Annotated in this window: 27 protein-coding genes; 26 read left to right on the top strand and 1 reads right to left on the bottom strand. The window is 68.1% G+C overall.

Going from position 1 to position 24,778, the window contains the following annotated elements; translation table 11 throughout:
- Positions 1–5: 5 nt before the first annotated feature.
- Complete coding sequence (locus M1R94_RS03350) at positions 6–815, bottom strand: S8/S53 family peptidase (RefSeq protein ID WP_249380245.1); 810 nt, start codon at positions 813–815, stop codon at positions 6–8.
- A gap of 341 nt (positions 816–1,156) precedes the next feature.
- On the opposite strand from M1R94_RS03350, the gene rplJ reads away from it, so the two are divergent.
- The 26 genes from rplJ to rpsH all read left to right on the top strand — a co-directional run bounded on the left by rplJ (position 1,157) and on the right by rpsH (position 24,761).
- Entirely contained in the window at positions 1,157–1,687 is a 531-nt protein-coding gene (gene rplJ / locus M1R94_RS03345) for a 50S ribosomal protein L10 (protein ID WP_249380244.1), read from the top strand.
- 96 nt (positions 1,688–1,783) lie between these two features.
- On the top strand, positions 1,784–2,173 hold the full coding sequence (gene rplL, locus M1R94_RS03340; protein WP_249380243.1) for a 50S ribosomal protein L7/L12: 390 nt from the start codon (positions 1,784–1,786) through the stop codon (positions 2,171–2,173).
- A gap of 345 nt (positions 2,174–2,518) precedes the next feature.
- The gene (gene rpoB / locus M1R94_RS03335) at positions 2,519–6,025 is read left to right on the top strand and encodes a DNA-directed RNA polymerase subunit beta (protein ID WP_249380242.1); all 3,507 of its coding nucleotides are present in this window, start codon (positions 2,519–2,521) and stop codon (positions 6,023–6,025) included.
- 104 nt (positions 6,026–6,129) lie between these two features.
- Positions 6,130–10,002 carry a DNA-directed RNA polymerase subunit beta' gene (locus tag M1R94_RS03330; RefSeq protein WP_249380241.1) on the top strand — a complete coding sequence of 1,291 codons (3,873 nt, stop codon included), beginning with the start codon at positions 6,130–6,132 and terminating at the stop codon, positions 10,000–10,002.
- 178 nt (positions 10,003–10,180) lie between these two features.
- On the top strand, positions 10,181–11,596 hold the full coding sequence (locus M1R94_RS03325) for a C2 family cysteine protease (protein WP_249380240.1): 1,416 nt from the start codon (positions 10,181–10,183) through the stop codon (positions 11,594–11,596).
- A 53-nt stretch (positions 11,597–11,649) separates the two neighbouring features.
- Positions 11,650–12,012: a hypothetical protein gene (locus M1R94_RS03320; protein ID WP_249380239.1), complete on the top strand. Its 363-nt coding sequence runs from the start codon at positions 11,650–11,652 to the stop codon at positions 12,010–12,012.
- A gap of 551 nt (positions 12,013–12,563) precedes the next feature.
- Positions 12,564–12,938: a 30S ribosomal protein S12 gene (rpsL, locus tag M1R94_RS03315; RefSeq protein ID WP_249380238.1), complete on the top strand. Its 375-nt coding sequence runs from the start codon at positions 12,564–12,566 to the stop codon at positions 12,936–12,938.
- Complete coding sequence (rpsG, locus tag M1R94_RS03310) at positions 12,938–13,408, top strand: 30S ribosomal protein S7 (RefSeq protein ID WP_249380237.1); 471 nt, start codon at positions 12,938–12,940, stop codon at positions 13,406–13,408. The genes rpsL and rpsG overlap by 1 nt, the downstream gene beginning before the upstream one ends.
- A 50-nt stretch (positions 13,409–13,458) precedes the next feature.
- Positions 13,459–15,561 carry an elongation factor G gene (fusA, locus tag M1R94_RS03305; protein ID WP_249380236.1) on the top strand — a complete coding sequence of 701 codons (2,103 nt, stop codon included), beginning with the start codon at positions 13,459–13,461 and terminating at the stop codon, positions 15,559–15,561.
- A gap of 117 nt (positions 15,562–15,678) precedes the next feature.
- Positions 15,679–16,869 (top strand): elongation factor Tu, encoded by a 1,191-nt coding sequence (gene tuf, locus M1R94_RS03300; RefSeq protein WP_249380235.1) that lies wholly within the window; start codon positions 15,679–15,681, stop codon positions 16,867–16,869.
- 402 nt (positions 16,870–17,271) lie between these two features.
- A complete protein-coding gene (rpsJ, locus tag M1R94_RS03295; RefSeq protein ID WP_012867945.1) occupies positions 17,272–17,580 on the top strand; it encodes a 30S ribosomal protein S10 in 309 nt (102 codons plus the stop codon).
- A gap of 19 nt (positions 17,581–17,599) precedes the next feature.
- A complete protein-coding gene (rplC, locus tag M1R94_RS03290) occupies positions 17,600–18,262 on the top strand; it encodes a 50S ribosomal protein L3 (RefSeq protein WP_249380234.1) in 663 nt (220 codons plus the stop codon).
- Positions 18,263–18,267: 5 nt separating this feature from the next.
- Positions 18,268–18,972, top strand: coding sequence for a 50S ribosomal protein L4 (gene rplD, locus M1R94_RS03285; RefSeq protein WP_249380233.1), 705 nt, complete (start codon positions 18,268–18,270; stop codon positions 18,970–18,972).
- Entirely contained in the window at positions 18,969–19,271 is a 303-nt protein-coding gene (gene rplW, locus M1R94_RS03280) for a 50S ribosomal protein L23 (protein WP_249380232.1), read from the top strand. Before rplD ends, rplW begins: the two co-directional genes overlap by 4 nt.
- Before the next feature lie 36 nt (positions 19,272–19,307).
- The gene (gene rplB / locus M1R94_RS03275; RefSeq protein WP_249380231.1) at positions 19,308–20,150 is read left to right on the top strand and encodes a 50S ribosomal protein L2; all 843 of its coding nucleotides are present in this window, start codon (positions 19,308–19,310) and stop codon (positions 20,148–20,150) included.
- Between the two features lie 15 nt (positions 20,151–20,165).
- On the top strand, positions 20,166–20,447 hold the full coding sequence (gene rpsS, locus M1R94_RS03270) for a 30S ribosomal protein S19 (RefSeq protein WP_249380230.1): 282 nt from the start codon (positions 20,166–20,168) through the stop codon (positions 20,445–20,447).
- A gap of 70 nt (positions 20,448–20,517) precedes the next feature.
- Positions 20,518–20,886: a 50S ribosomal protein L22 gene (rplV, locus tag M1R94_RS03265; RefSeq protein WP_249380229.1), complete on the top strand. Its 369-nt coding sequence runs from the start codon at positions 20,518–20,520 to the stop codon at positions 20,884–20,886.
- Positions 20,886–21,713 (top strand): 30S ribosomal protein S3, encoded by an 828-nt coding sequence (gene rpsC, locus M1R94_RS03260; protein ID WP_249380228.1) that lies wholly within the window; start codon positions 20,886–20,888, stop codon positions 21,711–21,713. The genes rplV and rpsC overlap by 1 nt, the downstream gene beginning before the upstream one ends.
- 2 nt (positions 21,714–21,715) lie before the next feature.
- The gene (gene rplP / locus M1R94_RS03255) at positions 21,716–22,135 is read left to right on the top strand and encodes a 50S ribosomal protein L16 (RefSeq protein ID WP_249380227.1); all 420 of its coding nucleotides are present in this window, start codon (positions 21,716–21,718) and stop codon (positions 22,133–22,135) included.
- Positions 22,135–22,377 carry a 50S ribosomal protein L29 gene (gene rpmC, locus M1R94_RS03250; protein WP_283252807.1) on the top strand — a complete coding sequence of 81 codons (243 nt, stop codon included), beginning with the start codon at positions 22,135–22,137 and terminating at the stop codon, positions 22,375–22,377. Before rplP ends, rpmC begins: the two co-directional genes overlap by 1 nt.
- 13 nt (positions 22,378–22,390) lie before the next feature.
- The gene (gene rpsQ / locus M1R94_RS03245) at positions 22,391–22,696 is read left to right on the top strand and encodes a 30S ribosomal protein S17 (RefSeq protein WP_249380226.1); all 306 of its coding nucleotides are present in this window, start codon (positions 22,391–22,393) and stop codon (positions 22,694–22,696) included.
- Between the two features lie 119 nt (positions 22,697–22,815).
- Positions 22,816–23,184: a 50S ribosomal protein L14 gene (rplN, locus tag M1R94_RS03240; RefSeq protein WP_182112032.1), complete on the top strand. Its 369-nt coding sequence runs from the start codon at positions 22,816–22,818 to the stop codon at positions 23,182–23,184.
- A 2-nt stretch (positions 23,185–23,186) separates the two neighbouring features.
- Positions 23,187–23,528 (top strand): 50S ribosomal protein L24, encoded by a 342-nt coding sequence (gene rplX / locus M1R94_RS03235; RefSeq protein WP_249380225.1) that lies wholly within the window; start codon positions 23,187–23,189, stop codon positions 23,526–23,528.
- Positions 23,528–24,112: a 50S ribosomal protein L5 gene (gene rplE / locus M1R94_RS03230; protein ID WP_249380224.1), complete on the top strand. Its 585-nt coding sequence runs from the start codon at positions 23,528–23,530 to the stop codon at positions 24,110–24,112. Before rplX ends, rplE begins: the two co-directional genes overlap by 1 nt.
- Before the next feature lies 1 nt (position 24,113).
- A complete protein-coding gene (locus M1R94_RS03225; protein WP_249380223.1) occupies positions 24,114–24,299 on the top strand; it encodes a type Z 30S ribosomal protein S14 in 186 nt (61 codons plus the stop codon).
- Positions 24,300–24,368: 69 nt separating this feature from the next.
- Positions 24,369–24,761, top strand: coding sequence for a 30S ribosomal protein S8 (gene rpsH, locus M1R94_RS03220; protein WP_249380291.1), 393 nt, complete (start codon positions 24,369–24,371; stop codon positions 24,759–24,761).
- Positions 24,762–24,778 lie beyond the last annotated feature (17 nt).

Genomic DNA, 24,778 nt, shown 5'->3' with positions numbered 1-24,778 from the left:
CCTGCTCAGGCATGGATGAACCGGTCCCGCTGGTGTGCTTCGCCCCGGTCGCGCCGCCCGACCACCTCGTGGGCGAGTCCGGCCCAGGCACCCGCGGCGAGCACCGTGGCCGGCCCGGTGCCACGCAGCAGGAGGGTGCGGCCGGGTCCGGCCGCGGGGACGGCGTGACCGGGGGCGGCGAGGTCGGCCCGGCTGCTGCACCCCGGTAGGAGGGACCGGCCGTCGTGGGCCGTGACGGCCACGACACCGCTGACCGAGCCCGGGAACGTGAGCACGTCGGGTCCGAGGTCTCCCGCGGAGACCAGGACCTGGACCCCCTCCTCGGCGGCGGCACGCAAGGTCGTCGCGACCCCGCGCCCCGGTCGACGGCGTCCGAACGGCAGCACGATCACCTGGGCGCCCTCGCGCAGCGCCCAGTGCACCGCCCGGACGACCAGCTGGTCGGCGGGTCGGGCGTCGGGGTCCAGGACGGTTGCGACCAGGAGGTCGGCGCGTGGCACCAGACCCCGCACCTGCTGATGGCCCTGGCCGACGAGGAGTGACGCGCACGCGGTCGCCTGACCTGCCGGGTCGGCCGGCGCAGGGTGCCTGCCCTCCGTGCGGGAGGTCACCGAGGCCTGTCGCAGGTCGGGGTGGGTGGTGTCGACCCGACCTCCGAGCAGGGCGATCCGCACGCCGTGCCCGGTGCGTCGTCGATCGGCGGGGCCGTAACGCAGGGGCCGGACCTCGAGCGAGGGGCGGGGCTGGTCGGCGAGCCACCGGGCGCAGTCCACGACCTCGGGACCGTCCGGGGTGCTCGTGCTCGTCGGCGGCATGGAGGCTCCTCTCGAGGCCCGTGGGCACGGGTCCTGCACACCAGGAGCGGTTGACGGCGTGCTTGTGACGACTTCGGCCCGCCTCGTGCGTCGACCGGGCGGATTTGGTCCCACCCCGTCTCTCGCGTACGCTGACCGAGCCCAAGACCGCAGGTTGTCGGCTGCCCCGCTCGACGGGGAGGCGACCGAAGTCCCGTTCGTACGGGGGCCGGCGCAGGTGAGAGTCTCGTCCCAGCAGGTCTTCCTGCTGTGATCCGAGCCCCGCGCCTGCGCGGGGCTCTTCGTCTGTCCGGGGTGACGGCGCACCGACAGCGTGCGGGACCACCACCGGAAGGAATGCCATGGCGAGGCCGGACAAGGCAGCCGCGGTCGCAGAGCTCACGGAGCAGTTCCGTGACTCCAAGGCCGTCGTGCTGACCGAGTACCGCGGGCTCACCGTCGCCCAGCTCAAGCAGCTGCGACGGAGCCTCAGCGGCAACGCAAGCTACGCCGTGGTGAAGAACACGCTGTCCGCCATCGCGGCCAAGCAGGCCGGCGTCGAGGGTCTCGACGACCAGCTCGCCGGTCCCTCGGCCGTCGCCTTCGTCACCGGTGACCCGGTCGAGGCGGCCAAGGGTCTGCGTGACTTCGCCAAGGTCAACCCGCAGCTCGTCATCAAGGGCGGTGTCCTCGACGGACGCGCCCTGACGGCTGCGGACATCACCAAGCTCGCGGACCTCGAGTCCCGCGAGGTCCTGCTGGCCAAGCTGGCCGGCGCGTTCAAGGCGTCGCTCTACCAGGCGGCGTACCTCTTCACCGCGCCCTCGGCCCAGGCCGTGCGCACCATCGATGCCCTGCGCGAGAAGCGGGCGACCGAGGAGCAGGCTGCCTGACCGACCCCGGCCTCGGCCGGGCGGTCTTCACCCGCTCTTCGACACACCACCCCACCTGCTCGCGCGAGCAGGGCAAACCAGGAAGGACACGCCACCATGGCGAAGCTCACCACCGACGAGCTGATCGATGCTTTCAAGGACCTCACCCTCATCGAGCTCTCCGAGTTCGTGAAGGCCTTCGAGGAGACCTTCGAGGTCACCGCTGCGGCCCCGGCCGCGGTTGCCGCTCCGGCCGCTGCCGGCGGCGCGGGCGAGGCTGCTGCCGAGGAGGAGAAGGACGAGTTCGACGTCGTCCTCGAGGCTGCCGGCGACAAGAAGATCCAGGTCATCAAGGAGGTGCGCGCGCTGACGAGCCTGGGCCTCAAGGAGGCCAAGGACCTCGTCGACGGTGCCCCCAAGCCCGTCCTGGAGGCCGCCACCAAGGAGGCCGCCGAGAAGGCGAAGGCTGCTCTCGAGGCTGCCGGAGCGACCGTCACCCTCAAGTGACCTCGTCCCACCGCTGAACACTCGGGCTCCCTCGGGCGCCCATGCGCTGAGGCCCGTGCCCCCCGGGGTGCGGGCCTCAGCCGTGTCCTGCTGACCGCCCGGTGACCCGGGTGCGCCGACCGGGGAATGCCCCGGGACGTGGACCGGTTGAACCGTTCACGACGGTCGGTTGGACACCGTTGACATCCTTGGCTACGCTAGCGCTTTGCGCTGGCTTGTGCCTGCACCCCTCAACCTCCGGACGCCGTCCCCGAGCCATGCCCGGGTGACCTGACGCACGGCAGGTAGAGGAACGGTAGGCCAAGACCCGCGCGCGTGCACTCGATCCGCAGGGAAGGACCCCTCTTGGCTGCCTCGCGCACCCCTTCTGCACCGACCGCCGACGCTATCGCGAACCGTACTGCTTCTCGCCGCGTCTCTTTCGCCAAGATTCACGAGCCGCTCGAGGTGCCGGACCTTCTGGGTCTGCAGACCGAGAACTTCGACTGGCTGCTCGGTAACGCCGCCTGGCAGGAGCGTGTCGCCGCTGCTGTGGCGGCAGGTCGTCAGGACGTCCCGGAGACCTCCGGGCTCGAGGAGATCTTCGAGGAGATCTCCCCGATCGAGGACTTCGGCGGCAGCATGTCGCTGTCGTTCCGGGACCACCGCTTCGAGCCGCCGAAGTACACGGCGGAGGAGTGCAAGGAGAAGGACTTCACCTACGCGGCGCCGTTGTTCGTGACGGCCGAGTTCGTGAACTACACCACCGGTGAGATCAAGAGCCAGACGGTCTTCATGGGTGAGTTCCCGCTCATGACCGAGCGCGGCACCTTCATCATCAACGGCACCGAGCGCGTCGTGGTCTCGCAGCTGGTCCGTTCGCCGGGCGTGTACTTCGAGCGCACGGCCGACAAGACCTCGGACAAGGACATCTTCACCTCGAAGATCATCCCGTCCCGTGGTGCGTGGCTGGAGTTCGAGATCGACAAGCGTGACGCGGTCGGCGTGCGCATCGACCGCAAGCGCAAGCAGTCGGTCACCGTGCTGCTCAAGGCGCTCGGCATGCCCGAGGCGGACATCCGCGAGGAGTTCGCGAACTTCCCCGCCGTGCTGGAGACCCTCGAGAAGGACCACGTGTCCACCGAGGAAGAGGCGCTGCTGGACATCTACCGCAAGATCCGCCCGGGCGAGCCGCCCACGATCGAGGCCGGCCGGTCGCTGCTCGAGAACTTCTACTTCAACCCCAAGCGCTACGACCTCGCCAAGGTCGGCCGCTACAAGGTGAACAAGAAGCTCGGCATCGACGCGCCGCTCACCGACTCGGTGCTCTCGGTGACCGACGTCGTGGCGACCATCAAGTACATGGCCGCGCTGCACGCCGAGGTCGCGACCATCCCCGGCAAGCGCGCGGGTGAGGCCATCGACGTCCGCGTCGAGACCGACGACATCGACCACTTCGGCAACCGCCGCATCCGTGCGGTCGGCGAGCTCATCCAGAACCAGGTCCGCACCGGCCTGTCCCGGATGGAGCGGGTCGTCCGTGAGCGGATGACGACGCAGGACGTCGAGGCGATCACGCCGCAGACCCTGATCAACATCCGCCCCGTGGTGGCCTCGATCAAGGAGTTCTTCGGAACCTCCCAGCTGTCGCAGTTCATGGACCAGAACAACCCCCTCGCGGGCCTGACGCACAAGCGTCGCCTCTCCGCGCTGGGCCCGGGTGGTCTGTCGCGTGACCGTGCCGGCATGGATGTGCGTGACGTCCACCCCTCCCACTACGGCCGCATGTGCCCGATCGAGACCCCTGAGGGCCCGAACATCGGCCTGATCGGCTCGCTCGCCACCTATGGGCGGATCAACCCGTTCGGCTTCGTGGAGACGCCGTACCGCAAGGTCACCAACGGCATCGTCACCGACGAGGTCAACTACCTCACGGCCGACGACGAGGACCGCTACGTCATCGCCCAGGCCAACGCCGAGCTGCAGGCCGACGGCAAGTTCGCCGAGGACCGCGTGCTGTGCCGGACCAAGGGCGGCGAGGTCGAGATCGTCCCCGGTGCCAACGTGGACTACATGGACGTCTCGCCGCGCCAGATGGTCTCGGTCGCGACCGCGATGATCCCGTTCCTCGAGCACGACGACGCCAACCGCGCGCTCATGGGCGCCAACATGCAGCGTCAGGCCGTGCCGCTGGTGCGCTCCGAGGCGCCGCTGGTCGGCACCGGCATGGAGCGCCGTGCGGCGATCGACGCCGGTGACGTGATCGTGGCGACCAAGGCCGGTGTGGTCACCGAGGTGTCCGCCGACCTGATCACCGTCGCCAACGACGACGCGACCACCTCGACCTACCGGGCTGCGAAGTTCCGCCGGTCCAACCAGGGCACGTCCTACAACCAGCGGGTGCTGGTCGACGACGGCGCTCGGGTCGAGGTCGGTTCGGTGCTCGCCGACGGCCCCGCGACCGACGAGGGCGAGCTGGCCCTGGGCCGCAACCTGCTCGTGGCGTTCATGTCGTGGGAGGGCTACAACTACGAGGACGCCATCATCCTGTCCCAGCGCCTGGTGCAGGACGACGTCCTGTCCTCGATCCACATCGAGGAGCACGAGGTCGACGCCCGCGACACCAAGCTCGGCCCGGAGGAGATCACCCGGGACATCCCCAACGTCTCCGAGGAGGTCCTCGCGGACCTCGACGAGCGAGGGATCATCCGGATCGGTGCCGAGGTCACGGCCGGCGACATCCTGGTCGGGAAGGTCACTCCCAAGGGCGAGACCGAGCTGACCCCCGAGGAGCGCCTGCTGCGTGCGATCTTCGGCGAGAAGGCGCGCGAGGTGCGCGACACCTCGCTCAAGGTGCCCCACGGCGAGTCCGGCACGGTCATCGAGGTGCGCACGTTCAACCGTGAGGACGGCGACGAGCTGCCCGCCGGGGTCAACGAGCTGGTCCGTGTCTACATCGCGGCCCGACGCAAGATCACCGACGGCGACAAGCTCGCCGGTCGCCACGGCAACAAGGGCGTCATCTCCAAGATCCTCCCGGTCGAGGACATGCCCTTCCTGCCCGACGGCACCGCGGTCGACATCGTGCTCAACCCGCTGGGCGTGCCCGGCCGGATGAACGTCGGCCAGGTCCTGGAGACCCACCTCGGGTGGGTCGCCAAGCAGGGCTGGGACATCGAGCTCGCGGACGCCTCGGCGTCCTGGGTCAAGGACGTCCCGGCCGCCGCGGTCAAGAGCGTCCCCGGCACCCCGGTGGCGACCCCTGTCTTCGACGGCGTGCCCGAGACGGTCCTGACCGGTCTGCTCGACGCGACGTACCCCAACCGGGACGGCGACCGCATGGTCGACTCGACCGGCAAGGCGCGTCTGTTCGACGGCCGGTCCGGTGAGCCGTTCCCGGACCCGGTCGCGGTCGGCTACATGTACATCCTCAAGCTCCACCACCTGGTCGACGACAAGATCCACGCCCGCTCGACCGGGCCGTACTCGATGATCACGCAGCAGCCGCTGGGTGGTAAGGCGCAGTTCGGTGGACAGCGGTTCGGCGAGATGGAGGTCTGGGCCCTCGAGGCGTACGGCGCTGCCTACACCCTGCAGGAGCTCCTCACCATCAAGTCCGACGACGTCCCCGGGCGCGTCAAGGTCTACGAGGCGATCGTCAAGGGCGAGAACATCCCCGACTCGGGGATCCCGGAGTCCTTCAAGGTCCTCCTCAAGGAGATGCAGTCGCTCTGCCTGAACGTGGAGGTGCTGTCCTCGGACGGCGTCTCCATCGACATGAAGGAGAACGACGACGAGGTGTACCGGGCGGCCGAGGAGCTGGGGATCGACCTCTCCCGCCGGCCCAACGCCTCGAGCGTCGAAGAGATCTGACCTCGCGGGTCCTGGGCGGGCACCACGGTGCCGCCCAGGACCAGCCACCGGCTCTCACCGGCCGCTTCACGGTGAACATGGACAGACGAAGGAAGTAGGACACTTTGCTCGACGTCAACGTCTTCGACGAGCTGCGCATCGGTCTGGCGACCGCGGAGGACATCCGCACGTGGTCGCACGGCGAGGTCAAGAAGCCCGAGACCATCAACTACCGGACGCTCAAGCCGGAGAAGGATGGCCTCTTCTGCGAGAAGATCTTCGGTCCCACCCGGGACTGGGAGTGCTACTGCGGCAAGTACAAGCGCGTGCGCTTCAAGGGCATCATCTGCGAGCGCTGCGGCGTCGAGGTGACCCGGTCGAAGGTGCGTCGTGAGCGCATGGGCCACATCGAGCTCGCCGCTCCGGTGACCCACATCTGGTTCTTCAAGGGCGTGCCCTCGCGGCTCGGCTACCTGCTGGACCTGGCCCCGAAGGACCTCGAGAAGGTCATCTACTTCGCGGCCTACATGATCACCGAGGTCGACGACGAGGGTCGCCACGAGGACCTCCCCAACCTCCAGAACGAGATCGACCTGGAGAAGAAGGAGATCACCACGCGGCGCGACGTCGACATCGACAAGCGTGCCCGCAAGCTCGAGGCCGACCTGGCCGAGCTCGAGGCCGAGGGTGCCCGCTCTGACGCCCGCCGCAAGGTGCGCGACTCCGCCGAGCGTGAGATGGCGCAGATCCGCAAGCGGGCCGACGCCGAGGTCGAGCGTCTGGACGCCGTCTGGGACCGCTTCAAGAACCTCAAGGTGGCCGACCTCGAGGGTGACGAGCTGCTGTACCGCCAGCTGCTGGACCGGTACGGCAACTACTTCAAGGGCTCGATGGGCGCCGCGGCGATCCAGAAGCGCCTCGAGGCCTTCGACCTGGTCGCCGAGGCCGACTCGCTGCGCGACACGATCAAGAACGGCAAGGGTCAGCGCAAGACGCGTGCCCTCAAGCGGCTCAAGGTCGTCAACGCGTTCCTGACCACGAGCAACACGCCCCAGGGCATGGTCCTGGACGCTGTCCCGGTCATCCCGCCGGACCTGCGTCCGATGGTCCAGCTCGACGGTGGCCGGTTCGCCACCTCGGACCTCAACGACCTGTACCGCCGTGTGATCAACCGGAACAACCGCCTCAAGCGCCTGCTCGACCTGGGCGCCCCGGAGATCATCGTCAACAACGAGAAGCGGATGCTCCAGGAGGCCGTCGACGCGCTGTTCGACAACGGCCGCCGTGGACGTCCGGTGACCGGTCCGGGCAACCGCCCGCTCAAGTCCATCTCGGACATGCTCAAGGGCAAGCAGGGTCGGTTCCGTCAGAACCTTCTCGGCAAGCGCGTCGACTACTCGGGCCGTTCGGTCATCGTCGTCGGCCCGCAGCTCAAGCTGCACCAGTGCGGCCTGCCCAAGCAGATGGCTCTGGAGCTCTTCAAGCCCTTCGTCATGAAGCGGCTGGTGGACCTCAACCACGCGCAGAACATCAAGAGTGCCAAGCGCATGGTCGAGCGCGCCCGTCCCCAGGTCTGGGACGTGCTCGAGGAGGTCATCACCGAGCACCCGGTGCTGCTCAACCGCGCACCCACGCTGCACCGTCTGGGGATCCAGGCCTTCGAGCCCCAGCTGGTCGAGGGCAAGGCCATCCACCTGCACCCGCTCGTCTGCGGCGCGTTCAACGCCGACTTCGACGGTGACCAGATGGCGGTCCACCTGCCGCTGAGCACCGAGGCGCAGGCCGAGGCCCGCATCCTCATGCTCTCGAGCAACAACATCCTCAAGCCGTCGGACGGCCGTCCGGTGACCATGCCCTCGCAGGACATGATCATCGGTCTGTTCCACCTGACGGCCGACAAGGACGAGCCGCTCGGCGAGGGCCGGTTCTTCAGCTCCGTCCCCGAGGCCATGATGGCCTTCGACCAGGGCTCGCTGGACCTCAACGCCGTCATCGGCCTGCGGTTCCGTGACCTGGTGGTCCCCGAGGGCTTCGAGGCTCCCGAGAACCACACGCCCGAGTCGATCGTGCTGCAGACCACGCTGGGTCGTGCGCTGTTCAACGAGCTCCTCCCGGTCGACTACCCCTACGTCAACGGGGTCGTGGACAAGAAGAAGCTCTCGGCCATCGTCAACGACCTCGCTGAGCGGTACCCCAAGGTCGAGGTCGCGGCCAGCCTGGACGCGCTCAAGGACGCCGGCTACTACTGGGCCACGCGCTCGGGGGTCAGCATCGCGATCTCCGACGTGACCACGCCCGAGTCCAAGGCGCAGATCCTCGAGGAGTACGAGGGCCGCGCGGCGAAGATCCAGGGTCAGTACGACAAGGGTCTGATCACCGACGACGAGCGTCGCCAGGAGCTCATCGAGATCTGGACGCAGGCCACCGACGAGGTCGCCAAGGCGATGCAGAAGAACTTCGGCGCCCGCAACACCCTGAACCGGATGGTCGGCTCGGGGGCCCGTGGTAACTGGATGCAGGTTCGTCAGATCGCCGGTATGCGCGGTCTCGTGGCGAACCCGAAGGGCGAGATCATCCCGCGCCCGATCAAGTCCAACTACCGCGAGGGCCTGTCGGTCCTGGAGTACTTCATCGCGACGCACGGCGCCCGCAAGGGTCTGGCGGACACCGCGCTGCGGACCGCTGACTCGGGGTACCTCACGCGCCGTCTGGTGGACGTGTCCCAGGACGTCATCATCCGCGAGGAGGACTGCGGCACCGAGCGCGGCCTGACCCTGCCGGTGGCGGAGGCCGGTGCCGATGGCACGCTGCGTCGCCACGAGAAGGTCGAGACGAGCATCTACGCCCGCAACATCGCGACCGACGTCGTCGGTCCGGACGGCACGGTGCTCGCCCACGCAGGTGAGGACGCCGGTGACGTGGTCATCGACGCGATCATCGAGGCCGGCGTGACCGAGCTCAAGGTCAGGTCCGTCCTGACCTGCGAGTCGCGGGTCGGCACGTGCGCCAAGTGCTACGGACGGTCGCTGGCCACCGGCAAGCTGGTGGACATCGGCGAGGCCGTCGGCATCATCTCGGCGCAGTCCATCGGTGAGCCGGGGACCCAGCTGACGATGCGGACCTTCCACACCGGTGGTGTGGCCTCGGCCGACGACATCACGCAGGGTCTGCCCCGCGTGCAGGAGCTCTTCGAGGCGCGCACCCCCAAGGGTGAGGGCACCATCGCGGAGTTCCCGGGCCGGGTCACGATCGACGAGACCGACCGGACCCGTCGGATCGTGCTCACGCCGGACGACGGCTCCGAGGAGATCGCCTACCCGATCACCAAGCGCTCGCGCGTGCTGATCAGCGACGGCGACCACGTCGAGGTCGGTGACCAGCTGGTCTTCGGTGCGATCGACCCGAAGAAGGTGCTGCGCATCCTCGGGCCTCGGGCCACCCAGAAGCACCTGGTGGACGAGGTCCAGGAGACCTACCGCTCGCAGGGTGTGGACATCCACGACAAGCACATCGAGGTCATCGTGCGGCAGATGCTGCGGCGCGTGACGGTGCTCGACTCGGGCGACACGGGACTGCTCCCGGGCGAGCTCGCGGAGCGTGGACGTTTCGAGGACCACAACCGGCGCGCGATCGCCGAGGGTGGCCAGCCGGCCTCGGGGCGTCCGGAGCTGATGGGCATCACGAAGGCGTCGCTCGCGACCGACTCGTGGCTCTCGGCGGCGTCGTTCCAGGAGACCACCCGCGTCCTGACCGAGGCGGCCATGAGCGGGCGCAGCGACCCGCTGCTCGGGCTCAAGGAGAACGTCATCATCGGAAAGCTCATCCCGGCGGGTACCGGTCTTCCCCGGTACCGGAACGTCACGGTCGAGCCCACCGAGGAGGCCAAGGCCGAGCTCTACCCGAGCTTCGGCTACGACGAGATCGACTTCCCGGCCCTGGGCATGGGCTCGGGCGAGGCGATCCCGCTCGAGGACCTCGACTTCGGCGACCTGCGCTGACGTCGGTCTGATCGACCCGGAGGGGCCCACCGTTCGCGGTGGGCCCCTCCGTCGTCGTGGGGCCGTTCTCGAGCCGTGCCCTCCCTCTCGGGAGGCGGAGGCCGCAGCGGGCACGGTGGGCCCGCCGCGGGGCCCGGGGGCCCACCGCAGGGGTGAGACCCCCTGGGAGGCTCGCACCATGCGGACACGTGGACAGGCCCGGACGGTCACCGTCGGGGGCGACCGAGGTTCGGGGACGCTCGAGTACCTGGGGATCGTGGTGGTCGCCGCGCTCCTGGTCGTGGCAGCGGTGACCGCGGTGGTCCGGACCGACGTCGGCGAGACCGTCGCGTGCCAGCTGCGGTCCATCGCCTCCCAGGCAGGCACCTGCGGGGCCCCCGAGGTCCCGACGACCTACGGCGACGCGGGGGACGGCCCGGCAGCGGGGGCACCGGGGGCGGGGGGCGACTCGGGTGGCGACGCGGGCGAGGAGCCGCCCGCGGGAGTCCACTACGTCAACGCGTCGGATCCTCCCGAGGTCGATCCCGAGCGCGTGCAGACGGCTCTGGACGACCTGCGGGACGCCCTCGACGGCGGGTTCTGGGGTGTGCGCGGGGGTGATCTCGCTGACGCACGTGACGCCGTGTCGGCTCTCAACGGGGCCGAGGTCGACGCCCTGATCGCCGGCATGACCGACGACGAGCTGGCGCACTGGATCTCGCAGATGGAGGACGGCTGGCTCTTCGGCGGGTGGGACCGTGAGGATCGGCGCGAGCTGTGGGAGGTCTTCGCGAGCAAGGCCTCCAAGGAGACCCTCGACCGCCTGGCCGGTCTCACCGACGAGCTCGAGCCGCGCTTCGACGGCGTCGGTGGTGACAGCGCACGGGACAACCCGCAGAGCCCGGCGAACTCGGGGGAGTACGGGGAGATCCCGCACCAGCTCGTGGTGGACGGGATCGCGCCCGGAGACGTCAGCCAGGGCCAGATCGGTGACTGCTGGTTCATCGCGTCGCTGATGGCTATCGCCCAGGCCGACCCCTCGGTGATCGAGGACGCGATCACCGTCAACGACAACGGCACCTACACCGTGCGTCTCTACGACGACGGCCGGGAGGTCGAGGTGACGGTGACGCCCGAGATGGTGCTGGACGGCGGGAACCCGGCCTTCGTGCGGTCTCCGGCCGGTGAGGACGGCCACGAGCTGTGGCCCATGGTCATGGAGAAGGCCCTCGCGCTGCACTGGGGGGACTTCCACGCGATCGAGGGCGACTCGCCCGGCCTGGGTCTCGAGCTCGTGACCGGGGTGCCGAGCGAGCGACGGTCGCTCGACGACGCAGGGGGTGCGGGCTCGCTCGCCGACTACCTGGCCGAGGGTGGGGCGGTGACGCTCGCGACGTTCACCGAGTCCGACGACAACCCCGACATCTACCACCTGGACCCCTCGTCCGGTGGTCTGGCGAGCAACCACGCGTACTACGTGAGTGCGGTGGACGTCGAGAACGGGACGGTCACCGTGACCAACCCCTGGGGTGCCGGCTGGCCCACGGTGACGATGACCTACGGTGAGTTCGAGGACAGCTTCTCCAGCATCTACTTCAACGAGGTGGCGAGATGAGCCCGGCACGAGGACGATCGCCGGCGTGTCCGGTGGGGCCGGGCCGGTCGCGCGTGCGTTCGACGACCGGCGCGGGGATCGCCCTGCTCGCCCTCTGCTTCGGCGCGCTCGTCGCGGGCTGCACCACCCAGGAGGACCCCGTGGACCGACCCGAGGGCGCGGTCGCCCTGGTGCAGAACCAACCGACGTCGGTGGGTGACGTGACAGTCGTCGCCTCCAACATCCGGGAGGGCAGCGCCGCGATCTCGGTCGTGGGCGGGGCCGAGGGCTCGGCCGCCCAGGGGGGGCGGGTCGCTCTGGGGGAGGCTGCGACCTTCGGCGACCTCACCTTCGAGGTGGTCGACATCGTCCTGGCGCAGGACCGGTCAGGTGAACCGGGTTCGGACACCTCGACGGTCTGGATCCTGCCCGAGTGAGAGCCCTTCGCGCCGTAGCGGTGCCCGTAGCGGTGCCCGTGGCGGGCTGTGCTGCGCAGGGGGCCACCGTCGAACACCCGGAGGAGGGGTCCGTCGGGTCGCGAACCAGCGCCGTGGCGCCGACGGGGCGAGCAGGTCAGCGGCCTGGATCCTCGTCGACCGAGGTGCGCCCGGCCGGGGCGACGGCGAGAGCGGTCCGTCGCGCACCGGCCCGAGCCCGCTTTGACGGCGCACCGGACGCCAGGTAACGTTGGACACCGTGCCCGCGCCGTCGGGCCCTCGCGCGTGCACCGTGTGCGAGTCGTCACCCAGAAGTACCGGATGATGGCCCTCAGAATCGGTGACGGGTGGCGATGCCATCTCCGTGCGGTCCCTCCGTCCAGGAACGTCTGGCGGGCGGTGCTGCGCTCAGGTGGGGCGACACACCCGGGTGCGGGGGTCGGGAGCAGGACGAAAGACACCAGGTCCGGCAGGTGCCGGACCTCATGGCCGGGCGACCCGTCCGGTTGACCAGAGAACGTCGAGCACGACCGAGAAGACACGGAGACGCAGTGCCCACGATTCAGCAGCTCGTGCGCAAGGGACGGACGTCCAAGACGACGTCCTCCAAGACGCCGGCCCTCAAGGGCAGCCCGCAGCGGCGCGGTGTGTGCACCCGCGTCTACACCACCACCCCGAAGAAGCCGAACTCGGCGCTCCGCAAGGTCGCCCGAGTCAAGCTCTCGAGCCAGATCGAGGTCACGGCGTACATCCCGGGCGTCGGTCACAACCTGCAGGAGCACTCCATCGTGCTCGTGCGCGGTGGCCGTGTGAAGGACCTCCCCGGTGTGCGCTACAAGATTGTGCGCGGGGCACTCGACACGCAGGGCGTCAAGAACCGTAAGCAGGCCCGCAGCCGCTACGGCGCCAAGAAGGAGAAGAGCTGATGCCTCGTAAGGGTCCGGCCCCGAAGCGGCCGCTGATCATCGACCCCGTCTACGGGTCGCCGGTCGTCACACAGCTGATCAACAAGGTCCTCATGGACGGCAAGAAGTCCGTCGCCGAGTCGATCGTCTACGGCGCCCTCGAGGGCGCGCGGGACAAGACCGGTGGCGACCCCGTCGTCGTCCTCAAGCGCGCCCTGGAGAACGTGCGCCCCTCCCTCGAGGTGCGTTCGCGCCGCGTGGGTGGCGCCACCTACCAGGTCCCTGTCGAGGTGCGTCCGGTCCGTCAGACCACCCTCGCCCTGCGCTGGCTCGTGGACTACTCCCGTGCCCGTCGTGAGAAGACGATGACGGAGCGCCTCATGAACGAGATCCTCGACGCGAGCAACGGCCTGGGTGCCGCGGTCAAGCGTCGCGAGGACATGCACAAGATGGCAGAGTCGAACAAGGCGTTCGCGCACTACCGCTGGTAACACCGCGCTGGTAGTCCAGACCGCGACTCCGACAAGAGGGGCAACACACCGTGGCACTCGACGTGCTGACCGACCTGAACAAGGTCCGCAACATCGGCATCATGGCGCACATCGACGCCGGCAAGACGACCACCACCGAGCGGATCCTGTTCTACACCGGGGTCAACTACAAGATCGGTGAGACGCACGACGGTGCGTCGACGATGGACTGGATGGAGCAGGAGCAGGAGCGCGGCATCACGATCACGTCCGCCGCGACGACCTGCTACTGGAAGGACAACCAGATCAACATCATCGACACGCCCGGCCACGTCGACTTCACGGTCGAGGTCGAGCGGTCGTTGCGCGTGCTGGACGGTGCCGTCGCGGTCTTCGACGGCAAGGAGGGTGTCGAGCCCCAGTCCGAGACGGTGTGGCGCCAGGCGGACAAGTACGAGGTCCCGCGCATCTGCTTCGTCAACAAGATGGACAAGCTCGGTGCGGACTTCTACTTCACGGTCAAGACGATCGTCGACCGGCTGAAGGCCAAGCCGCTGCCGATCCAGCTGCCGATCGGCGCCGAGGGCGACTTCATCGGTGTCATCGACCTGATCGAGGAGAAGGCACTGGTCTGGCGCGGCGAGACCGCGCTCGGCGAGGAGTACTCGACCGAGGCGATCCCGGCCGACATGGTCGAGCAGGCCGCGGAGTACCGGGCAGCGATCGTCGAGGCCGTCGCCGAGACCGACGAGGCGCTGCTCGAGAAGTACCTCAGTGGCGAGGAGCTGACGATCGCCGAGATCAAGAAGGGCATCCGGGCGCTCGTGCTCTCGGGCGAGGCCTTCCCGATCCTGTGCGGCTCGGCGTTCAAGAACAAGGGCGTGCAGCCCATGCTCGACGCCGTCATCGACTACCTGCCGTCCCCTCTGGACGTCCCGGCGGTCGAGGGCCACGTGATCGGTGACGAGGAGAAGATCCTGCGGCGTGAGCCGAAGTCGTCCGAGCCGTTCGCCGCGCTGGCCTTCAAGGTCGCCTCGCACCCGTTCTTCGGCAAGCTGACCTACGTCCGGGTGTACTCCGGTCAGGTCTCCTCGGGCGCGCAGGTCTACAACGCGACCAAGGACAAGAAGGAGCGCATCGGCAAGCTCTTCCAGATGCACTCCAACAAGGAGAACCCGGTCGAGGACGCCACGGCCGGCCACATCTACGCCTTCATCGGCCTCAAGGACGTCACCACGGGGGACACCCTGTGCGACCCGGCCCACCGGATCGTCCTCGAGTCGATGACCTTCCCCGAGCCGGTCATCACGGTCGCGATCGAGCCCAAGACGAAGGGTGACCAGGAGAAGCTCTCCCTGGCCATCCAGAAGCTCGCCGAGGAGGACCCGACCTTCCGGGTCTCGCTCAACGAGGACACGGGCCAGACCGAGATCGCCGGCATGGGCGAGCTGCACCTGGACATCCTGGTCGAGCGCATGCGGCGCGAGTTCAAGGTCGACGCCAACGTCGGCAAGCCGCAGGTGGCCTACCGCGAGACCATCCGTCGGACGGTCGAGAAGATCGACTACGTCCACAAGAAGCAGACCGGTGGCTCGGGCCAGTACGCCAAGGTGCAGATGACCTTCGCGCCGCTGGACCCCGCCGAGGGCGAGCTGTACGAGTTCGAGAACAAGGTCACCGGTGGCCGCGTCCCTCGCGAGTACATCCCGTCGGTCGATGCTGGTATCCAGAGCGCGATGGGCCTGGGTGTCCTGGCGGGCTACCCGCTCGTGGGCATCAAGGCGACGCTGCTCGACGGTGCCGCGCACGACGTCGACTCCTCGGAGATGGCGTTCAAGATCGCCGGCTCGATGATCCTCAAGGAGGCGGTCCGCCGCGCGGACCCCGTCCTCCTGGAGCCGGTCATGGCCGTCGAGGTGCGTACCCCCGAGGAGTACATGGGTGACGTCATCGGCGACATCAACTCCCGTCGTGGCATGATCCAGGCGATGGAGGACGCGACGGGCGTCAAGGTCGTCACGGCCCTCGTGCCGCTCTCCGAGATGTTCGGCTACGTCGGTGACCTGCGGTCCAAGACCCAGGGTCGCGCGGTGTACTCGATGCAGTTCGACAGCTACTCCGAGGTTCCTCGTAACGTTGCCGAGGAGATCATCAAGAAGACCCGGGGCGAGTAGTCCCACAGGTCGACACCAGCAGTACAACCATCAACCTGTAGCGACCGCAACGCCCCGCAGGAGTCAACCGGCACCTGCATCGTTCGGCACAACTACCCGAGTCCGAGGAGGACCCCAGTGGCGAAGGCCAAGTTCGAGCGGACCAAGCCGCACGTCAACATCGGGACCATCGGTCACGTCGACCACGGCAAGACGACGCTGACCGCTGCGATCTCGAAGGTGCTGCACGACAAGTACCCCGAGCTGAACCCCTTCACGCCGTTCGACGAGATCGACAAGGCGCCCGAGGAGAAGCAGCGCGGTATCACGATCAACATCGCGCACGTCGAGTACCAGACCGAGAAGCGCCACTACGCGCACGTCGACGCGCCTGGTCACGCCGACTACATCAAGAACATGATCACGGGTGCGGCGCAGATGGACGGCGCGATCCTGGTCGTGGCGGCCACCGACGGACCGATGGCCCAGACGCGTGAGCACGTCCTGCTCGCCCGCCAGGTCGGCGTGCCCTACCTGCTGGTCGCGCTCAACAAGTCCGACATGGTCGACGACGAGGAGATCCTCGAGCTCGTCGAGCTCGAGGTCCGTGAGCTGCTCTCGGCGCAGGGCTTCGACGGCGACAACGTCCCCGTCATCCGGGTCTCCGGCCTCAAGGCCCTCGAGGGCGACCCGACCTGGACCGCCTCGGTCCAGGAGCTGCTCGACGCGGTCGACGAGTCGGTCCCCGAGCCGGTGCGTGACATGGACAAGCCGTTCCTCATGCCGATCGAGGACGTCTTCACCATCACGGGCCGTGGCACCGTCGTGACCGGCAAGGTCGACCGCGGCAAGCTCGCGATCAACTCCGAGGTCGAGATCGTCGGCATCCGCCCGGCGCAGAAGACCACGGTCACCGGGATCGAGATGTTCCACAAGCAGATGGACGAGGCGTGGGCCGGCGAGAACTGTGGCCTCCTGCTCCGCGGCATCAAGCGTGAGGACGTCGAGCGCGGCCAGGTCGTCGTGAAGCCGGGCTCGATCACCCCGCACACCGACTTCGAGGCCCAGGTCTACATCCTGGCCAAGGACGAGGGCGGGCGTCACAACCCGTTCTACTCGAACTACCGTCCCCAGTTCTACTTCCGCACCACGGACGTCACCGGCGTCATCACGCTGCCTGAGGGCACCGAGATGGTCATGCCCGGGGACAACACCGAGATGTCGGTCGAGCTGATCCAGCCGATCGCCATGGAGGAGGGCCTCGGCTTCGCCATCCGTGAGGGTGGTCGGACCGTCGGCTCCGGCAAGGTGACGAAGATCCTGAAGTGACCTGCGCGAGGGCCCGGGCAGCTGTTGCCCGGGCCCTCGCCATGTCGTTCGACCTCCGTCCCCGGCCTCATGCCCGGTGACGGAGGGCCGCAGGAGCCCGACGAGAGCGCGATTGGTATTCGCGGGGATCGTCTGGCACACTGTTCAGGTTGCCCGATGCCGGTGCGGCTCGTGCAGGTAGCTCCTCGGAGCGCCTGGGAGCGAAGCGCTGCATAGGCCGGCAGCCACGTATGACAGACGTTGAGGACCGGTAGTCGCCCTTCGGGGCGCGAGTGGTCCACACAGCATCCAACGACCTCGTACCGTCCTGGTGCGCAGCGCGTGGGTATGTCGCCAAGTGCGACACGCCCGAGTGCGGGGGTCGGACAGCTAGCGGTTCGAGAGAGAGAGTCAGACGACGCCATGGCGGGACAGAAGATCCGCATCCGGCTCAAGTCCTACGACCACGAGGTCATCGACAGCTCGGCGCGCAAGATCGTCGACACGGTGACACGCGCTGGTGCAACGGTCGTGGGCCCGGTGCCGCTGCCGACGGAGAAGAACGTGTTCTGCGTCATCCGGTCGCCTCACAAGTACAAGGACAGCCGCGAGCACTTCGAGATGCGCACACACAAGCGCCTCATCGACATCATCGATCCCACGCCGAAGGCGGTTGACTCGCTCATGCGTCTCGACCTGCCGGCGGACGTGAACATCGAGATCAAGCTCTGAGGCTGCGGAGGAGATCACGATGACCACGCTTCCCCAGAACATCAAGCCGATCACCGCTGTGCTCGGCACCAAGCTCGGCATGACCCAGGTGTGGGACGAGGCCGGACGCCTCGTCCCGGTCACCGTCGTGCAGGTGGGCACCAACGTGGTGACCCAGGTCCGGTCGCAGGACGCGGACGGCTACGCAGCCGTCCAGCTGGCCTACGGCCCGATCGACCCGCGCAAGGTGAGCCAGCCTCTCAAGGGTCACTTCGAGAAGGCCGGCGTCACGCCGCGTCGTCACGTCGCCGAGGTCCGCACCTCCGACTCGAGCGAGTACTCGCTCGGTCAGGAGATCACCGCTGAGGCGTTCACCGCCGGTCAGCTCGTGGACGTCACAGGGACGACCAAGGGCAAGGGCACGGCGGGCGTGATGAAGCGTCACGGCTTCCACGGCGTCGGCGCCTCGCACGGTGCGCACCGCAACCACCGCAAGGCCGGCTCGATCGGCGGCGCTTCCACGCCGTCGCGGGTCTTCCGCGGCATGAAGATGGCCGGTCGGATGGGTCACGACCGTCAGACCACCCAGAACCTGACCGTTCACGCGGTCGACGCCGAGAGGGGTCTGCTGCTCGTCAAGGGCGCGGTCCCCGGTAACAAGGGCGGCGTCGTCCTCGTGCGTACCGCCGTGAAGGGGGTGTGAGTCGGATGACCACGCTGACCATCGACGTCGTCGACGCCACGGGCAAGAAGGCCGGTACCACCGAGCTTCCTGCCGAGGTGTTCGACGTCCAGACGAACGTCCCGCTGATCCACCAGGTCGTGGTCGCGCAGCTCGCCGCAGCTCGGCAGGGCACGCACAGCACCAAGACCCGCGGCGAGGTCCGCGGTGGTGGGCGCAAGCCCTACAAGCAGAAGGGCACCGGCCGCGCCCGTCAGGGTTCGACCCGCGCTCCTCAGTTCGCCGGCGGTGGCGTCGTGCACGGCCCCAAGCCGCGTGACTACAGCCAGCGGACGCCCAAGAAGATGAAGGCCGCCGCGCTGCGCGGGGCCCTGTCCGACCGCGCTCGCGCCGGTCGGGTGCACGTCGTCTCGAGCTTCTCGCTCGAGGGCGGTGTGCCGTCGACCAGCACGGCGATCCAGACCCTGGCCACCATCTCCTCGCGCCGCCACGTCCTCGTGGTGCTCGAGCGGGCGGACCAGGCGAGCTGGAAGTCGCTGCGCAACGCCGAGCAGGTCCACCTGCTGCTCGCTGACCAGCTCAACACCTACGACGTGCTGATGTCTGACGACGTCGTGTTCACGCAGGGCGCCCTCGCGGAGTTCCTCGCGCGGCCCACGTCCGGTCGCTCGGCCAAGGCCGTCGCGACCTCGACCGAGGCAGACGCCCTCGACACGGAGGAGACGAAGTGACCACCGTGAACAAGGACCCGCGCGACATCCTGATCTCGCCGGTCGTCTCCGAGAAGAGCTACAACCTTCTCGACGAGGGCAAGTACACCTTCGTGGTCGACCCCCGGGCCAACAAGACCGAGATCAAGATCGCGGTCGAGCAGGTCTTCGGCGTCAAGGTCTCGTCCGTCAACACGGTCAACCGCAAGGGCAAGACGCGGCGGACCAAGTTCGGGCTGGGCAAGCGCAAGGACACCAAGCGCGCGATCATCACGCTGCGCGAGGGAACCATCGACATCTTCGGCGGACCGGTCGGCTGACGCCGGACCGACGAGACAGATTGAGGACTGACCTTCATGGGAATCCGTAAGTACAAGCCGACGACGCCCGGACGCCGCGGCTCCAGCGTTGCCGACTTCGTCGAGATCACGCGCTCCGAGCCGGAGAAGTCGCTCGTCCGCCCGTTGCACAAGACCGGTGGACGCAACAACACCGGCCGGGTGACGATGCGTCACCAGGGCGGCGGGCACAAGCGCGCCTACCGGGTGATCGACTTCCGTCGTCACGACAAGGACGGCGTGCCGGCCAAGGTCGCGCACATCGAGTACGACCCCAACCGCACCGCGCGCATCGCGCTCCTGCACTACGCCGACGGCGAGAAGCGCTACATCATCGCGCCGCACAGGCTCAAGCAGGGCGACGTCATCGAGAACGGTGCGTCCGCGGACATCAAGCCCGGCAACAACCTGCCGCTGCGCAACATCCCCACCGGTACCGTCATCCACGCGATCGAGCTCAAGCCCGGTGGCGGCGCGAAGATGGCCCGTTCGGCCGGTGCGTCGGTGCAGCTGGTCGCCAAGGACGGTCCGTACGCGCAGCTCCGCCTGCCGTCCGGCGAGATCCGCAACGTCGACCTGCGCTGCCGTGCGACGGTCGGCGAGGTCGGCAACGCCGAGCAGTCCAACATCAACTGGGGCAAGGCCGGCCGCATGCGGTGGAAGGGCAAGCGCCCCTCCGTCCGTGGTGTCGCCATGAACCCGGTCGACCACCCTCACGGTGGTGGCGAGGGCAAGACCTCTGGTGGTCGTCACCCGGTGAGCCCCTGGGGCCAGGCCGAGGGACGCACCCGCCGTCCGAACAAGCCGAGCGACAAGCTGATCGTCCGCCGTCGCCGGTCCGGCAAGAACAAGAAGCGCTGAGAAGGAGCCTGACAGATGCCACGCAGCCTGAAGAAGGGCCCCTTCGTCGATGGGCACCTCCAGAAGAAGGTCGACGCTCACAACGCGGCCGGTGCCAAGACGGTCATCAAGACCTGGTCCCGGCGCTCGATGATCACGCCGGACTTCCTCGGCCACACCTTCGCCGTCCACGACGGCCGCAAGCACGTCCCGGTCTTCGTGACCGAGTCGATGGTCGGCCACAAGCTCGGCGAGTTCGCCCCGACGCGGACGTTCCGCGGCCACGAGAAGGACGACCGCAAGGGGCGTCGTCGCTGACCTCGGTCAGTGACGACACCCCCGTGAGCGGCAGTTCTTCGACATGACGACACAAGAAGGCAGGACAGCAATGGAAGCCAAGGCGCAGGCACGGTTCGTCCGTGTCACGCCCCAGAAGGCCCGGCGCGTCGTGGACCTCATCCGTGGCAAGCAGGCCGAGGAGGCCGTCGCGACGCTGAAGTTCGCGCCGCAGGCCGCGGGGGAGACCGTCCGCAAGGTGGTCGAGAGTGCGATCGCCAACGCCCGCGTCAAGGCCGATCGTGCGAACGAGGCGTTCGACGTCTCGACGCTCGTCGTCCAGGCGGCATACGTCGACGAGGGCCCGACCCTCAAGCGGTTCCGGCCCCGTGCGCAGGGCCGTGCGAGCCAGATCCTGAAGCGGACGAGCCACATCACCGTGGTCGTCGCTCCGGTCGAGAAGAAGGAGAGGACCCGATAGTGGGACAGAAGGTCAACCCGCACGGGTACCGTCTCGGCATCACCACCGACCACCGGTCGCGGTGGTTCGCCGACAGCACCAAGCCGGGGCAGCGGTACCGCGACTACGTCCGCGAGGACGTCCAGATCCGTAAGCTCATGTCCACCGGGCTCGAGCGGGCCGGCATCGCGAGGGTCGAGATCGAGCGGACGCGTGACCGCGTCCGTGTCGACATCCACACCGCGCGGCCCGGCATCGTCATCGGACGGCGTGGCGCCGAGGCGGACCGCATCCGCGGCGAGCTCGAGAAGCTCACGGGCAAGCAGGTCCAGCTGAACATCCTCGAGGTCAAGAACGCCGAGATCGAGGCACAGCTGGTCGCCCAGGGCATCGCCGAGCAGCTCGCGAGCCGTGTCTCCTTCCGTCGTGCGATGCGCAAGGGCATGCAGTCCGCCCAGCGTGCCGGGGCCAAGGGCATCCGTGTCCAGTGCTCGGGCCGCCTCGGTGGTGCGGAGATGAGCCGTTCGGAGTTCTACCGCGAGGGCCGTGTGCCGTTGCACACGCTCCGGGCGAACATCGACTACGGCTTCTACGAGGCCCGGACCACGTTCGGCCGCATCGGCGTCAAGGTCTGGATCTACAAGGGCGACATGACCGAGAAGGAGTTCGCTCGCGAGCAGGCAGCAGCCGGCCCGCGTGCCCCTCGCGGTCCTCGTGCCGACCGGCCCGCCCGTGGCGGTGCACCGCGTCGTCCCGAGCGCACCGAGGCTCCTGCCGAGGCGCCGGCCCAGCCTGCTGAGGCCCCGGCCTCGACCGGCGCGGCCGCTGAGACCGGAACGGAGGCCTGAGCATGCTGATCCCGCGCAGGCTGAAGCACCGCAAGCAGCACCACCCGTCGCGCTCGGGCCAGGCGACCGGTGGCACCACGATCGCGTTCGGTGAGTACGGCATCCAGGCTCTCGAGCCCGCCTACGTCACCAACCGGCAGATCGAGGCTGCTCGTATCGCCATGACCCGCCACATCAAGCGTGGTGGCAAGGTCTGGATCAACATCTACCCGGACCGCCCGCTGACCAAGAAGCCGGCGGAGACCCGCATGGGTTCCGGTAAGGGTTCCCCTGAGTGGTGGATCGCCAACGTCAAGCCGGGTCGCGTGCTCTTCGAGCTCGCCGGCGTGCCGGAGCCCCTCGCCCGTGAGGCGATGCGCCGTGCGATGCACAAGCTCCCGATGAAGTGCCGCTTCGTGGCACGCGAGGGTGGTGGCAGCTGATGGCTATCGGGTCGAAGGAGCTCGCTCCGGTCGAGCTGGACGGCATGGACGACGACGCGCTCGTCGCCGAGCTGAAGAAGGCCAAGGAGGAGCTGTTCAACCTCCGGTTCCAGTCGGCCACCGGCCAGCTGGAGAGCCACGGGCGTCTGAAGGCCGTTCGTCGCGACATCGCACGGATCTACACGATCCTGCGTGAGCGTGAGCTCGGCATCCGTACCGCACCCAGCCCCAGCGCTGAGTGAGCGAGAGGTCAACATGAGCAACACTGAGACGAACGCCCCCGAGGCGACCAAGCCGTCCGACGCCGACTCCCGTGGCTACCGCAAGACGCGGCGCGGCTACGTGGTCAGCGACAAGATGGACAAGACCGTCGTGGTCGAGGTCGAGGACCGGGTCAAGCACCCGCTCTACGGCAAGGTCCTGCGACGCACGAGCAAGGTCAAGGCGCACGACGAGGCCAATGCGGCCGGCACGGGCGACCTTGTCCTGATCATGGAGACCCGCCCGCTGTCAGCCACCAAGCGCTGGCGCGTGGTGGAGATCCTGGACAAGGCGAAGTAGGACGGCGTGGCCTCGCCGGACACCGTCCGACGAGGCACCGAAGTCACCACACGTATCCGTTCGGCCAGGCTCGCTTGCGAGAAGCGGTGCGAGAACCAGCAGACGACAGGAGTAGGTAGATGATCCAGCAGGAGTCGCGACTGAAGGTCGCCGACAACACGGGAGCGAAGCAGATTCTCTGCATCCGTGTTCTCGGCGGTTCCGGACGTCGCTACGCCGGTATCGGCGACGTCATCGTCGCGACCGTCAAGGACGCCATCCCCGGCGGCAACGTCAAGAAGGGCGACGTCGTCAAGGCTGTCATCGTGCGCACCACCAAGGAGCGCCGACGTCCGGACGGTTCGTACATCAAGTTCGACGAGAACGCTGCCGTGATCCTCAAGGGTGACGGCGAGCCTCGTGGGACCCGCATCTTCGGCCCGGTGGGCCGCGAGCTGCGCGACAAGAAGTTCATGAAGATCATCTCGTTGGCTCCGGAGGTGCTCTGACCATGGCCAAGATCAAGAAGGGCGACCTCGTCGTCGTCATCTCAGGCCGCGACCGTTCGAAGCAGGGACGCGTGCTGGAGGTCCTCAAGGACTCCGACCGTCTCATTGTGGAGGGCGTGCAGCGTGTCACCAAGCACGTCAAGGCGGGCCAGACCAACCGCGGTTCGCGGACCGGTGGCATCGAGAGCGTCGAGGCACCGATCCACGTCAGCAACGTCATGCTGGTCGACCCGGAGACCAAGAAGGGCACCCGGGTCGGGTACCGCACCGAGGAGATCGAGCGTGACGGGCGTCAGCGCACCGTCCGGGTCCGGGTGGCCAAGCGCTCCGGTAAGGACATCTGATGAGCACCGAGACCACCACCGAGACCACGACCGCGGTCGTCCCCCGGCTCAAGCTGCGCTACGCCGAGGAGATCGTCCCCGGCCTGCGTGAGGAGTTCGGGCACGCCAACGTCAACCAGGTGGCGCGACTGTCCAAGGTCGTCGTCAACATGGGCGTCGGCGAGGCCGCGCGCGACTCGAAGCTGATCGAGGGGGCCATCAAGGACCTCACCGCGATCACCGGGCAGAAGCCGCAGGTCACCAAGGCGCGTCAGTCCATCGCGCAGTTCAAGCTGCGCGAGGGCATGCCCATCGGTGCCCACGTCACCCTGCGTGGTGACCGGATGTGGGAGTTCACCGACCGCCTCGTCTCGCTCGCGCTGCCGCGCATCCGTGACTTCCGCGGGCTCTCGCCCAAGCAGTTCGACGGGCGTGGCAACTACACCTTCGGCCTGACCGAGCAGGTGATGTTCCACGAGATCGACCCCGACCGTACCGACCGGGTTCGTGGCATGGACATCACCATCGTGACGACGGCGACCACCGACGACGAGGGCCGCTCGCTGCTCCGCCGTCTGGGCTTCCCCTTCAAGGAGAACAACTGACATGGCGAAGACTGCCCTGATCCAGAAGGCGGCGCGGAAGCCGAAGTTCGGCGTGCGTGCCTACACCCGGTGCCAGAAGTGCGGTCGCCCGCACTCGGTGTACCGCAAGTTCGGGCTGTGCCGTATCTGCGTGCGCCAGATGGTGCACCGCGGCGAGCTTCCCGGCGTGACCAAGAGCAGCTGGTAACAACTACGCCGCAGGTCCCCGACGCGGATGCGTGGGGATACCCCGGCGAGGAAGGGTGCGAGCCCGATGATGACTGACCCGATCGCAGACATGTTGACACGTCTGCGTAACGCAAACTCTGCGTACCACGACTCGGTGACGATGCCGTTCTCCAACCTCAAGTCTCACATCGCTGAGATCCTTGAGGCGGAGGGCTACATCGCCGGCTGGAGCGTCGCGGACGCAACCGTGGGCAAGAGCCTGACGATCCAGCTCAAGTTCGGCCCCAACCGCGAGCGTTCGCTCGCCGGTGTGCGCCGCGTGTCCAAGCCGGGCCTGCGTGTGTACGCCAAGTCGACCAACCTGCCCAAGGTCCTGGGCGGTCTGGGTGTGGCGATCCTGTCCACGTCCTCCGGACTGCTCACCGACAAGCAGGCCGCCAAGAAGGGCGTGGGTGGGGAAGTCCTCGCCTACGTCTGGTAACCCGAGCACCGAGAGGA

It is taken from the genome of Actinotalea alkalitolerans (assembly GCF_023369855.1).
GTDB lineage: Bacteria > Actinomycetota > Actinomycetes > Actinomycetales > Cellulomonadaceae > Actinotalea.
The sequence above is the reverse complement of the archived record's forward strand: the minus strand, read 5'-3'. Positions and strand labels throughout refer to the sequence as shown.